Genomic DNA, 12150 nt, shown 5'->3' with positions numbered 1-12150 from the left:
TTTTTCTGCCTGCTCTTTTTTTGCTGAACGTTTTTTCATTTCTATCTGATTTGAGCCTCTTCTTCTTCTTTTTCTTCTTTGTTTTTTTTCAACTTCATAATCAAGTTTTGCTGCTGAAACTACATCATCTTTGTCTAAAAATTCTTGAATTTTTTCTGAATTTGATTTTGTTGAAACTTCTTCCAAAATGCCTAGTTTTTTTCTTTCAGCATTTATTTTTTTAGCCCATCTTTCTCTAAGAAAATTTGAATTAAAATCTTTGTTTTTAAATCCACCTTGAAATTTTGACTTTTTGAATTTTCCATCATTATCAATTTCTCGCATTGGCACAAAAACATGTGCATGAAGATTTGAATTATTTTTGTTGTGAATTGCTATATCAGAAACCAAACCATATTTAGTAAATTGCTCATTTATCAATTCATTCAAAATTTTTTCATTTGTTTCTAAATTTAGTGAATGGTCCAAAGAAATTATCAAATTATAGCCATATTGACTTTGAGTTCTGTTTTTATCCAAGTCTTCTAAATCCTGTGCCATTTCTTGTGCATTGGCATAACTAAAAGGCTTGTTATCAGGTTTAAGAATATAAGACTTTATGAAGTCATCTTTTTGCTTTGCTGAATAGTGATAAGGTCCATAGTCTGCACCATGATTGTATGCCAGTTTAGCAACTGCTGATTGCTGAATAGTTTTTCCTTGACTAGGGGAATAGTTTTCTTTTTTTAAGATATTCATTGATATGTGGACATTTTGCATAATTTTAATTTATCCATTTTGTTAATTTAACTTTATATGTAAAGTGTAAGAATTTTTTATTGAATAAATAAAAATTTGAATTTTTATTCAGACAAAATTAAATTGTAAAATTTAATTTTTTGAAAAATATTCAGCAAAACTTGATTATAAATTTTAGAATTTCTTAAAATTGATTCAGATAGAAATCAAACTGCTTTTGGCAGTTTTGCAAATTTTTTTCAGTGAAAAAAATTTGGGGTTCAAGGGGCATTGCCCTTTGCCTGCATAAATCCATCTGGATTTATATTTGCGGGTTCTTCAATCGCCAGAAGGGCTTGATTTTACTAGAATTTATTTAGATTTAACAAAGGTAAAAATTTTATGAATAATGCATCTGATAAAAATTTTAAAAATGATTTAGAAAAGAGTTTGGACGATCTTAAAGAATTGTTTGAATTACAACTTTCTGAAAAATTAAAATTACAAGAAGAAATTGAAAAAGACAAAGAAACAATCAAAAAAAGAAAGGAAAGTTTAAGAGAAAAACAGAATAGAAAATCTTATTTAGAAAAAAAACAACACAATACCATGATTTTTCAGATTGGTGATTTAGTTTATAAAAATATTATTGAGCAAGGCTCAATCATTCAATTAAAAGCTAAATTAGAAGATTTAATTTCAAAATGTGGAAATGATAAAGTAATTGTGTAAAAATTCGGCAATCAAATCAATTTTGAAAAATATTTTTTAAGGCTCTAATTAAATAAAATTTGGTTAGAGCCTTATTCTATAAAGATTCTTTAAAAAAATTAGTTAATTTTTGATAATTTGACAATTTTTTAAATTCTGATAACATATAACACATATTAAATAAAGAGATTTAATAAATAAAAAACAACAATAAACAATAACAAGAAACAATCAATTTTTAATTTCATTAGGAGAATTGAAAATGAAAAAAGCACAAGCAGAAGAAAAAGCAAAAAGAGAACTTCAACAAATTTATGATAATGCAATTGGTCAAATTGCATATCATTCTCAAGAAGAGTGTGATTTCTTAGAAGAGCAAAATGGTGAAGAATTTTTTAAATGCTTAATATACCATGCTTTTGATGTTAATGAAGAAAAAGAACAAAATAAAAAGAAAAACTGTGTTGTTAGTACTAAACAAAAAATAAATGGTGTATATTTTAATTTTATGACTCACACAGACACAAAAAACACATTGATTACAAAATGTTTTTTTGCAAATTTAAAATAACTTGGAGAAAATGAAATGTGTATACTAACTGAAGAAGAAAAAGAAAATTTTATCAAAAAAATTTTGAAAAAAACTAATCCATCAGTGGATGAATTAGACAAGGCTATATCATACTGTGAAGAATTAAAAGGTCCATATTATTTTAAGTTAGATACTCTAAAAAACAAAAAGGATGATATAATTAAAGAATCAAATTTACACAAAAAATTACAAAATAATGAAAATAATGTTGTACCAACAGTTACAATACTAGACCCAACAATCAATTTCAAACCTAAGTAACTACACCAAGCCACCGGAACGGTGGTTTTTTAATCAAAATCACACCAAAAAGCCAAAAATGCAGTTTAAGCAATTTTAAGCCATTCTGACGCATCTAAGACTTTAGCCAAGCAAACACTTTAGCAATGTCTTTAAAGTGGCTATATGGCTTTCCTATTGGCTTGATTTTTTAGGCTAGGTTTAACGATCTCAAACGATTTGATTTTTTTTGTGTTTTTTTGACTTTTTTGAAAAAAATTTGTTTTTTTGGTTTTTCGCTCACTCTCGTTCATCAATATCTTTCTTCAATCAAAATTCCTTTTACCAAACCCATGCCCAACCATCTAAGATTTCTGAAAATGCTCAAGGCTGTAAACTTTGGGCTTTGCCCTGGTATGTTTGTGATCATGATGCTTAGCATGGCTAAGCAGATATTTTTCACTTAGATATATATATGATATGTTTGGGGCATGTTAGTATATTTTTTATACAATTTAGCTATTTTTGTTCATATTTTAAACAAATATCATCACTTTAATAATATGATTTGTTTTGGGAAGTTTGTGCATTTTTTAAACAAAAAACAGATAAGGATAAAATTTTTTTTGATTTTTTGACTTTTAAAATTTTTTTGTCATATAATGTAGACATTACAGAAAAAAAACAAACCCCATGAACACGTTCTGCCTGTGGAAAGTTAGTACGTTATTCAAGGGGCCTCGAAAATTTTCAAGATGAGATTATACAGACTTCTAACCCCTGATTCAAGAAGTTTTTCATCTGCTAACAGTTATATTTTAAGCCAAACAGCATTAAAAAGCAAACTAGAACAACTAAAACAGCAGTTAGAAAGACAACATAAAACAACAACTCAAGAGCCTTTAGCACTTGAGCCAACACCTGTTATCACTGCCAAACAAGCCATTATTGGCAACTTAAAACAAATCAAAGTTTCACCAGATAAAACAACTTGGTTTTCAAAGCCTGCTAAAGACCATGAAAATTTATGTTATGGCTGGATTAGACTAAATGGCAGTAAAGCCCAACAGATCATAATGATTGACATAGATGAAGACAAGTGTGATTTGGAATTAGTCGAAAAGGTAAGGGCAGCAATCAAGCCACATTATACAATTTATCACCCTTGCAAAAATTCAGTACAAGTAGGCTATATCATCAACAAGCCAATTTTCAAAAATAGTGCATTATTTAAACAATTTGAAAGAATTAGAGCCTTGCTCAATAAAGCTTTTAATGGTGACCTAAACAACATTAATACTAATGGTAAAAGCCCTTACTGCTGGAGTTGGGATTTTAACAGAAATGACGATCAGCCATCATACAGTTTAGATAATCTTGAAAAACTGGTTAAAAATTGGCTAGGTATTGAAGAGCAAAAACAACAAAAAGAGCCTGTTTCAGTGGTTGATTTGACACCCAATCCCAAAGGTAAAAATGAAAATTATCAATTTGACCCTAACAGCACAAACTGCCAAAACTTTGAAGATTTGAGATTCAAAGGGTATGCATGGGCTAAAGAATTTAAAACAGCAATAGAAAACAAAGAAGAATTAAAAAAACGTTTGTTTGTGTTCTTAAAATCTCAAGCAAATCCTGAAAATTATGGACACCAAACAGAAAGTGAAATCAATTCTACTGTCAAAAGTATTACAAATTTTTGTGTTGATGAATACAATGGAAATGGCAAGTTTGCCAAGACCAATGCAACTGTAAAAAGAAAAATTAAAAACAAACTTGAATACATAAAAGCAAATGTTTCAAATGTTAAAGCACCATTATCAGAAGAAGAAAAAGCCAAATTAGCAAAAGAATTAAATTGCTCAGTTAAAACCATTAGAAAATATTTAGCACAAATAAGAAAAGGTGATTAAAATGCGAATTCCAGCAGCCAAAAAACAAGAAAACATTCAATTTATCATTGATAATTATGATTTATCAAAAAGAATTACAGCAGAACAAAAAGCAGAAATTGCTAAAATTCTTGGAGCAAGCCCATCTTGTGTAAATAATTATTTTGTAGAACTTAGAAAACAGCATAATATTAAGCAGCAAAACAAGGCTAACAAACAAGCCAAAGTTATTGAAATTGAAGTGCTAAAAGAGCAAGGAGCAGATTGGCAAACCATTGCTAAACAATATGACACAAGCCTTGATGCTATAAAATGTATGTTTTATAGAGAAAAAGCACAGGTCTGTTATGCTTAGTTTTAGCTTAATTTTTAAGCAATCTCAATACTGAAAAATTTACCCATTAAAAAGGGGCTTTTTTGCCCTTTTTTGTTGCTTTAATTTCGTAACGTGTTATGATATTAAAACTTAATAAAGTAACTTGTTACTAAATTATTTAAAATTAAAGGTGAGAAAAATGGCCAAAATTGAAGAAAATGTAAATAATCTGGATTTATTCCCTGATATGCCAATCCCAAAAAAGGTTGGAAGACCTAAAAAATATGCTAATCAAGCAGACAAGCAAAGGGCATACAGGGAAAGATTGAAAGCACAAGGCAAAAAACAGATCAGCAGAATTGTTAAAGATGTCAGCATTGAACCTTTAAATTCTGATTTGATCGACTTAACAACAGATTTTTCAACACTACTGAATAAGTAAAATTTGCATACTTATTCATTTTACAAAAAAGTTAATCCTGTCTAAAAAACAGGCTAATCTTGTTTAAGAAAAAATTTAACATAATCACCTGTTATGTGCATGTGCTGAAAAATCCAGCAATTCCACATCCAATAAGCAACCTGCATAAAAATTCACTTTCTTGAATAAATTTAATAAGTATTATTTCATACTTATTATGTAATACTTCATACTTATGAAGTATTTGATATTATTTAATAAGTATGAAATAATACTTTTGATTTTTACATAGGGGGATATTCCATGATAGTCATTATAGGGTGCAACAAAGGTGGCGCGGCCAAAACAACAACAGCAATAAATATTGCTGTTGCATTAGCCAACCAAGGAAAGGACGTATGTCTTGTAGACGCTGATGCTCAAAGATCATCATCTCGTTGGTATGCAGAAAGAGAAGAAAACAAACTTAAACCACAAATAACACTAATAGAAAAAAGGGATAACATATCCCAAACACTAAAACTGTTAAATGAAAAATTTGATGTTGTTTTAGTTGATGTTGCTGGTAGAAATAGTAAAGAACTTATCACAGGAGGAACTGTTGCAGATATGATTATTGCCCCACATCAATGCTCACAACTTGATTTGGATACTCTAACAGAATTGCAAATACAGGTTGATGCAATACGAAATTTAAACCCTAACCTAAAGGTTTATTGCTATCAAACCATGGCCACTACTAACCCAATTCTAAGAGACAAAGAAAGAAATGAATTTTTAGAATTTGTATCTGAATTTGAAGACTTTGAGATATTAAAATCTATTGCACATTACAGAAAAGTGTATAGAGACGTGATGTCAGATGGTAGATCTGTTGTAGAAACGAACAATGAGTTAGCAAAAAATGAAGTACTATCACTTATGAAAGAGGTGTTTTAAATGGCTTTAAACAAAAAATCAATAAAAAAATCAACTGAACAACAAGCAGAAGAATTAGCAGCTAAACTTGCTGATAAACCTTATGGAAAAGAAAATGATCAGATTGTAAGAACTTCTTTCACCTTGCCAAAATCTTTACTATTGCAACTCGAAGATCATGCCTTAGCAAATAAAAGAAAAGGAATAGAACCCAAGACAGTTAGTCAAATCCTACGAGATGCCCTTGCTATGGCTGGATTCAAATAAAGTAATAAGTATTATTTCATACGTATGAAATAATACTTATTTAATATAATCTATTTCAGACTAACAATCTTCACTGGTTTAAGGCCTTTTTCTTCAATATATCTGACTAAAGATAATCGAGGTCTTCTTCCTTGGCTTTGGTGTTCATATACAGTTTCAGTTTTGTTGACTTGCAACTTCCCAAACTCACGACCATTTAAACAAAGATCATAAATATAGGCTTCATCAGTATCTAAATTCAGCCTAACAAAAAGTAACTTATCAAAATGAGTATCAGGACTAAATGAACTCAAATCACTATTAAAGTTAGATGTGGCCTTAATTTCAATTAAATTACCATATGCATCCGTAGCATCTCCTGAACTATCCATATTTCTTGTTAATCCTAAAGCATGACAAGCAATATTTTCTGAAATTGCCTCTGGTAAGTTTATCTTTCTGCTATCCATATCTTCAGAAATGATTTCATTTAATGATTTCCATTTATGGTATGCATCTTTAATTGAATCAAATTCAACTGTCATTTCATTGTCCTCTTTGTTTGAATAAAAACTGTTCAGTAAATGGTCTACTCTAAAACCTAATGCTTTAGATATTACAGATAACTTTTCTAGGCTTATGCTTTTCCTAGCATTTTCAATATCTCCAACATAATTTATTGAGATGTCGGCTTTTTCTGCTAATTCTGCTTGAGTAAGATGATTTTTATCTCTCAACTTTTTTATAAATCTTCCTAGTTTTATAAAGTCCATCTATATCCCCTTATTTCTATGGCTTAAATAATACATTGCCCCAAAACTGCACAAAACCAACCATAGTATGTTTTTACTATTTTTTAAATAAAAATGTTGCTGCTTTTTCAGTTTGATGATGATAAAATCTGACTATGTTTAACAACCATGTACGGAAAACCAATGAAATTAGCATCTTTTTTTGCCGGTGTAGGTGGTGTAGACCTTGCTTTTGAACAAGCAGGATTTATCACAACTTATGCAAACGAGATAAACCCAACATCTTGCAAAACCTTTGAAGAAAATTTTAAAATCAAAGTTGATAATAGAGATATTAAGGAAGTTAAACCCAATGAAGTACCACAAACAGAAGTTTTTTTAGCTGGCTTTCCTTGCCAAGCATTCTCAGTTGCTGGATATAGACAAGGTTTTGATGACGAAAAAGGAAGAGGAACACTGTTCTTTGAATTGTTAAGAATAATAAAAGAGAAAATGCCCCCTGTTATTTTTTTAGAAAATGTGAAAAATCTTAAAACTCACGATAATGGCAATACATTCAAAATAATCTATCAAGCATTATCAGAACTTGGCTACCATATTTCATACGAAGTACTTAATGCTGCAAAATTTGGAAATGTGCCACAAACAAGGGAAAGAATTTACATTGTTTGTTTTTTAGATAAACAAAATTGGGAGAAATTCTCATTTCCTGCAGAAATTGAATTAACAAACACTATTCATAAATTTATTGATTTTGATAAAAAACAGGATGATAAATACTATTACACACTTAATAAATGTAAATTTTATAATGAATTAACAGATAATATGACTTCTTCTGATACTGTGTATCAATGGAGAAGACAATATGTCAGAGAAAACAAAAATAATCTCTGTCCAACTTTAACTGCCAATATGGGAACAGGTGGCCACAACGTGCCATTAGTAAAAACCATGACAGGGATAAGAAAACTAACACCAAGAGAATGTTTCAATATGCAAGGATTCCCCCTAGATTTCAACATTCCTAAAGATATTAGTAATGCAAAACTTTATGAACAAGCAGGCAACTCTGTTGTTGTTCCTGTTGTGAGAAGAATTGCTGAAAATATTATGAAAGCAATAAAATAAAGAAATAATAAAGGAAACTATATTTATAGTTTCCTTATATCTTAATTATTTAAACTTCCTTAAATCCCCAGCCTGAATATAATAATTTGACGCATCCATCTTGGTGCTTCCATTTAACATAGATCCCTGAGGAATTATTTGTTTATTTTTTATAATCTGTATCAAGTCAACTCTAGTTACATATCCTGGTATATCAAATTTCCATTCTACTCCAAAAATAATTTCTCTAAGTTGCTCTATTTTGATTACATCAGAATACAAAATCCTGTTATTTTTCATTAACTCTTCACAAAATGGATACGTTCTAACTAAAAAAGTGAAATCATAACTTTTATTGTTTGGTTTATACCTTGCGTTTTCATCCCAATCATCTTTTTCTAAAAGTAATAGATTTCCAAATGATTTTGTAGACTTTATTGATACTGTTAGATCTCCAACAAGTAAATCAAAATCATCCCATGTACCAAGTTCCCAAACTCCTAAATCAGGTTTAGATACTTCTATATTTTTCCTACTGAAATGTTCAAAAACAGCAAACTCAGCCAACTTGCCTTGAAATGTATTAGCAAATATTTCACCTTTTCTTCTATTATGAATTCCTCCTGTTCTATGCCCCCGATGTTCTCCTTGTTCACCAAAAGTCATATTAAACGAGAATTCAAAGGTGTCTTTTAGAGCATTCTCTGAAATAACACCAAGTGGTGAAAAATTAACTTTCTTGGTTATGTAGTATCCCCCATCTTGATTGTTCTTTAATGACTCAAAAATTTTTGTGTTCATGAAATTTCCCCGATTCAACTATAATATGTGCAATTTAACAACAGATTTCTGTCCACTACAAGTTAGATCTAATATTATTTTTCCATCTCTCAAATTCTTTTCTCTCCTGATCTGTATCAGAAAATTTTAAACCTAGATTATCTGCATAGTTCTTAAAATTCTGCTTTAATGCAATTTCTTTTGCATCTGCTGCTGGATTTTGGCCATTATTGGCTGTTGGTTGGCCATGCATCACTCTTGCTGAATCTTGCATAAATTTTGGCATTTTCTCTGCATTTTCTGATTTTTTTGAATAATTTTCAGATTTTCTGCTATTTTTTCTACCTGAGTTACTGGACTGGTTACTTTTGTTTTGTAACTCAACATTTTTCATAAAATCAGGTGTTGAATTATTCTGATTTTCTGAACTGCCCAAACCATCAATTTCTTGATTTATGTGATCGGGATTCAATTTTGTTTCATTTGTATATATGCCATTCAAATTGCTTTTGTTATCTGTGTCTGTTGGCTTTTTATCTTCTGCTGCTTTACCTGCAAATTTACTTGAAAATGCTTGTGCTGCATTGATTCCTAATGCACCTACAGCAACAGTAGAAGATAATGCTTTATTACTACTTGCTGCTGTGTTTTCATCCAAGTTATGAGCATAACTTGTGAGGCTGCCTAAACTTCCTGAAATTCCTGAGGAAATCCATTCAAACACACGATCCGGCAATTCTGTAACCAAATTAAAGATTAAATCCATAATTTTTAAAATTGCTGTAATGTAAATTACTGTTGTTGATATTAAATAAATTGGATAAAGCAGGCTTGAACCCTCATTGTAAATGCTTTCAACTGCAAACCCAAAAAAGTAATTAAAAAAGCCTAAAATTGGTGAAAGGATGGTTATGCTGGCTATAAATCCCCCAACCAATAAAATTGGTTTTGTGGCAAGTGCTAGGATCATCAGTAACCCTTTGCCACTTTTTCCTATGAAAGAATGATCCTGAAAGTGTGGGCTTAGCATAGTAATCAACCAAAAATTCACACCAAACAAACTTAAACAAACCTGCACAACCCATCCAAAAATTGCACTTGTCCATACAAGGAAAAATTTTAAAGGGTAATAAAATGCAATCACTGCACCAGCAACAAGTAAGGTTAGCAAGATAGGGAGCAGAATTGGGACAAGTCCAGATACAAAAGGCAAAACAGCAAGAACTGCTGTTCCAGCAAGGAGCAATTCAACAACCTGTAAAATACTTGCTCCAAAATTCTGAACAACAACGATCGGATCGGTAATATTCTTGTTTTCAGTCTTCAAAAAACTGAAATCAATCTTATAAATTGGTTTTAATGCTGCTTTAAACTTGTCATCATCACTTGAAACTTGAACAGCAGAGGCTGTGCTTGTTGAAAGGTCTTGGGAACTTGTAGCCAATTTCAAAAAGGCTTGCTGTAAAACACTTGCTAATCTTTCTTGGTCTGAAAAGACTTCTGTATTCATTTTTTCAAGCACTTTCATAGTCTTACAAGAAGTGCCTAAAAAGGTAAAAATCGAGCAATCTTCATCAGATTTATTCTTTAAATCAACTATATTTGAAAGATTTTTGACATCTGGGCTATTATTAACTGCTTGGTTTATGTGTGAATTAACAAGGCTTAACTTGAAAAAGAATGAGCCAAGACTTGCAATACCATTTTCTTTCATCTTGTTTGTTAAATCTTGATTAAATAGGCTAAGACTGTTAAAAGTGTCTTCTATGGTTTTATTGTAAGCTTTAATGCTGCTCTCGATTTCCTTTGAAACTTGATCCACATTAGCAGTTTGTGCAAGTTTAGAAATTTTGCTTGCATCTTCTGTGATAAGTTTTAAAGTTGCTTGAATATGGGCTTTTTTCAAACTGTCTTCAATTTCTGACTTGTTGACAAAATCCATATCTGCAAAATCCATTAAAGCATTTGTAGTGCTTGAAATTGTGCTGTTTGTGCTTTTTTTCTCTAAATTGGATTTATGAGCAATTGCAATTTGTCCACAAAGTGTTTCATTCATGGCTGAATTTGTAGAAAAATCACCAAAATTAAACACTATTTCATTATTATTGTTTCTGACCTGTTTAAATGTGAAATCTGAAGCCTTGCCATTAGAATTTATGGGAATGACCTTTTTTGAAGTCTGCACACATGAATGTGCTGAAATGGCTGTTTTCAAGACTTTCACAAGGTCACTTTCATAAGAACTAGTGAATTTAACATTTTCTCTGTTAAGGGTTGTTTCCAAGTCAAAGTTTTCAAAGGCTGTATCAGCCATTTTTACACCCTGAACAGCAACATATTCAAGCAATCTTTGGGCTCCATTCCAATGCAGATCGCCAATAGGAAATAAAAGAGCAATGCCTAAACAGTTTCTTATGATTTGAGCTGCTGTATTTTGAATTTTGCCAAGGCTGGCTGTTGAATATGTACTTTGGATCACATTATAAGCAACCAGTAAAGCACCAATGATTAAAAAGGCTGTTGAAAAGATTAGCATGAAATCTGATAAAGCATTTTGGTTTTCAAAAACTGGCTTTAAAATATTTTCAATCAGATAATCATGATCTATATTGTTTTTGAAGATGTCCATGTTGGCTCTCCATTATTAAAATTTTCTATTCTGAAAATTTTGGTTGTTAAAATTGTGCTGAAAATTTTTGTTCATATTGTTTACTATATAAATTAAATTTTTGGCTGTGATTTTTAAGATAAAGTAGGCAACTTTGCCTAAAATTTTTAATGATTTTTTTATTTTCATTTGTTTAACATCCATAGTGGTAGGTCTGGTAAATCTGAAAAAGTTGCTTGATAAGCATCATTTTCAATAATTTTTAATTTTATGGCTTTTCTCATTTTCTCTGAGTTTTCATCATTGCCTAATTTGTAAAAATCTTCCCAAAAAGCAATTTGTTTTTGCTGAATCTCAGTTGGGAAATTATCAATTTCATCAAACTTTTCTTCTAAAGCAGTTTGAAAACTTGCTAAACCTTTTATCAAATTTTCTTTTAATAATTCATCATCCATATAAATTTCTTTTTTAATTTCTTCTGAATGATTTTCAAAACTTTTGTTAATATTGTCTTGAATTTTGCTGATTTTATTGTGAAATCCTGTTTGTATATTATTCATTTGTTTATTGTCCTTTTATTGTATTCAGGAAATTTTGTTGTCTGTTTTGGTTAATCCAAGCATTGGTGTTTAAAATTTCATCTATTATTTCTTTGTTGCTATCTACTTTATTTAATAAATCATCTGCCACATTTTCCAAAATTTTTAGATTTTGATTCAACTCATTTAATCTTTCTAATTTCTCTTTAATCTCTTTTTGTTTTTCTTCAATTTCTTTTGCTTGTTTTTCTGCCTGCTCTTTTTTTGCTGAACGTTTTTTCATTTCTATCTGATTTGAGCCTCTTCTTCTTCTTTTTCTTCTTTGTTTT

Annotated in this window: 15 protein-coding genes; 9 read left to right on the top strand and 6 right to left on the bottom strand. The window is 30.2% G+C overall.

The features are described from left to right. Positions 1-759, bottom strand: a 759-nt coding sequence (locus tag ACTG7L_RS10715; RefSeq protein WP_439328529.1) for a MobA/MobL family protein, incomplete at its 3' end; no start/stop codon positions are given. Between the two features lie 360 nt (positions 760-1119). On the opposite strand from ACTG7L_RS10715, the gene ACTG7L_RS10710 reads away from it, so the two are divergent. From ACTG7L_RS10710 to ACTG7L_RS10675, 8 genes are all read left to right on the top strand, one after another. Then, positions 1120-1449, top strand: a complete 330-nt coding sequence (locus tag ACTG7L_RS10710) for a hypothetical protein (RefSeq protein WP_439328528.1) — start codon at positions 1120-1122, stop codon at positions 1447-1449. Positions 1450-1690: 241 nt separating this feature from the next. Next, entirely contained in the window at positions 1691-1999 is a 309-nt protein-coding gene (locus tag ACTG7L_RS10705) for a hypothetical protein (protein ID WP_439328527.1), read from the top strand. 15 nt (positions 2000-2014) lie between these two features. Then, complete coding sequence (locus tag ACTG7L_RS10700; RefSeq protein WP_439328526.1) at positions 2015-2281, top strand: hypothetical protein; 267 nt, start codon at positions 2015-2017, stop codon at positions 2279-2281. A 713-nt stretch (positions 2282-2994) separates the two neighbouring features. Continuing rightward, positions 2995-4152: a hypothetical protein gene (locus ACTG7L_RS10695; protein WP_439328525.1), complete on the top strand. Its 1158-nt coding sequence runs from the start codon at positions 2995-2997 to the stop codon at positions 4150-4152. Between the two features lies 1 nt (position 4153). Further along, positions 4154-4486 carry a hypothetical protein gene (locus tag ACTG7L_RS10690; RefSeq protein ID WP_439328524.1) on the top strand — a complete coding sequence of 111 codons (333 nt, stop codon included), beginning with the start codon at positions 4154-4156 and terminating at the stop codon, positions 4484-4486. A gap of 160 nt (positions 4487-4646) precedes the next feature. Further along, positions 4647-4889: a hypothetical protein gene (locus tag ACTG7L_RS10685; RefSeq protein WP_439328523.1), complete on the top strand. Its 243-nt coding sequence runs from the start codon at positions 4647-4649 to the stop codon at positions 4887-4889. Positions 4890-5171: 282 nt separating this feature from the next. Beyond that, on the top strand, positions 5172-5807 hold the full coding sequence (locus ACTG7L_RS10680) for an AAA family ATPase (protein WP_439328522.1): 636 nt from the start codon (positions 5172-5174) through the stop codon (positions 5805-5807). Further along, entirely contained in the window at positions 5808-6053 is a 246-nt protein-coding gene (locus tag ACTG7L_RS10675; protein ID WP_439328521.1) for a hypothetical protein, read from the top strand. It begins immediately after the preceding gene. 50 nt (positions 6054-6103) lie between these two features. Here the strand turns inward: ACTG7L_RS10675 and ACTG7L_RS10670 are convergent, their stop codons facing one another. Further along, positions 6104-6805, bottom strand: coding sequence for a Bsp6I family type II restriction endonuclease (locus tag ACTG7L_RS10670; protein WP_439328520.1), 702 nt, complete (start codon positions 6803-6805; stop codon positions 6104-6106). Positions 6806-6967: 162 nt separating this feature from the next. On the opposite strand from ACTG7L_RS10670, the gene ACTG7L_RS10665 reads away from it, so the two are divergent. Beyond that, a complete protein-coding gene (locus tag ACTG7L_RS10665) occupies positions 6968-7915 on the top strand; it encodes a DNA cytosine methyltransferase (RefSeq protein WP_439328519.1) in 948 nt (315 codons plus the stop codon). Positions 7916-7960: 45 nt separating this feature from the next. On the opposite strand, the gene ACTG7L_RS10660 is transcribed toward ACTG7L_RS10665, so the two are convergent. The 4 genes from ACTG7L_RS10660 to ACTG7L_RS10645 all read right to left on the bottom strand — a co-directional run. Continuing rightward, a complete protein-coding gene (locus tag ACTG7L_RS10660; protein WP_439328518.1) occupies positions 7961-8695 on the bottom strand; it encodes a hypothetical protein in 735 nt (244 codons plus the stop codon). Positions 8696-8750: 55 nt separating this feature from the next. Beyond that, positions 8751-11303, bottom strand: a complete 2553-nt coding sequence (locus ACTG7L_RS10655; RefSeq protein ID WP_439328517.1) for a DotA/TraY family protein — start codon at positions 11301-11303, stop codon at positions 8751-8753. Positions 11304-11467: 164 nt separating this feature from the next. Next, entirely contained in the window at positions 11468-11842 is a 375-nt protein-coding gene (locus ACTG7L_RS10650; protein WP_439328516.1) for a hypothetical protein, read from the bottom strand. 4 nt (positions 11843-11846) lie between these two features. Continuing rightward, positions 11847-12150: hypothetical protein (locus tag ACTG7L_RS10645; RefSeq protein WP_439328515.1), on the bottom strand; the 304-nt coding region annotated here is incomplete at its 5' end.

It is taken from the genome of Lonepinella sp. BR2357, assembly GCF_051851525.1.
Lineage (GTDB): Bacteria > Pseudomonadota > Gammaproteobacteria > Enterobacterales > Pasteurellaceae > Lonepinella.
Note: the sequence above shows the minus strand (reverse complement) of the source record. Positions and strands in the feature narration are given on the sequence as shown.

What these genes read in the sequence shown, in the direction of transcription:
- ACTG7L_RS10685 (WP_439328523.1), top strand. Translation starts at nt 4,647, where the DNA reads ATGGCCAAAATTGAAGAAAATGTAAATAATCTGGATTTATTCCCTGAT.
- ACTG7L_RS10700 (WP_439328526.1), top strand. Translation starts at nt 2,015, where the DNA reads ATGTGTATACTAACTGAAGAAGAAAAAGAAAATTTTATCAAAAAAATT.
- ACTG7L_RS10660 (WP_439328518.1), bottom strand. Translation starts at nt 8,695, where the DNA reads ATGAACACAAAAATTTTTGAGTCATTAAAGAACAATCAAGATGGGGGA.
- ACTG7L_RS10680 (WP_439328522.1), top strand. Translation starts at nt 5,172, where the DNA reads ATGATAGTCATTATAGGGTGCAACAAAGGTGGCGCGGCCAAAACAACA.
- ACTG7L_RS10710 (WP_439328528.1), top strand. Translation starts at nt 1,120, where the DNA reads ATGAATAATGCATCTGATAAAAATTTTAAAAATGATTTAGAAAAGAGT.
- ACTG7L_RS10655 (WP_439328517.1), bottom strand. Translation starts at nt 11,303, where the DNA reads ATGGACATCTTCAAAAACAATATAGATCATGATTATCTGATTGAAAAT.
- ACTG7L_RS10675 (WP_439328521.1), top strand. Translation starts at nt 5,808, where the DNA reads ATGGCTTTAAACAAAAAATCAATAAAAAAATCAACTGAACAACAAGCA.
- ACTG7L_RS10705 (WP_439328527.1), top strand. Translation starts at nt 1,691, where the DNA reads ATGAAAAAAGCACAAGCAGAAGAAAAAGCAAAAAGAGAACTTCAACAA.
- ACTG7L_RS10665 (WP_439328519.1), top strand. Translation starts at nt 6,968, where the DNA reads ATGAAATTAGCATCTTTTTTTGCCGGTGTAGGTGGTGTAGACCTTGCT.
- ACTG7L_RS10695 (WP_439328525.1), top strand. Translation starts at nt 2,995, where the DNA reads ATGAGATTATACAGACTTCTAACCCCTGATTCAAGAAGTTTTTCATCT.
- ACTG7L_RS10670 (WP_439328520.1), bottom strand. Translation starts at nt 6,805, where the DNA reads ATGGACTTTATAAAACTAGGAAGATTTATAAAAAAGTTGAGAGATAAA.
- ACTG7L_RS10650 (WP_439328516.1), bottom strand. Translation starts at nt 11,842, where the DNA reads ATGAATAATATACAAACAGGATTTCACAATAAAATCAGCAAAATTCAA.
- ACTG7L_RS10690 (WP_439328524.1), top strand. Translation starts at nt 4,154, where the DNA reads ATGCGAATTCCAGCAGCCAAAAAACAAGAAAACATTCAATTTATCATT.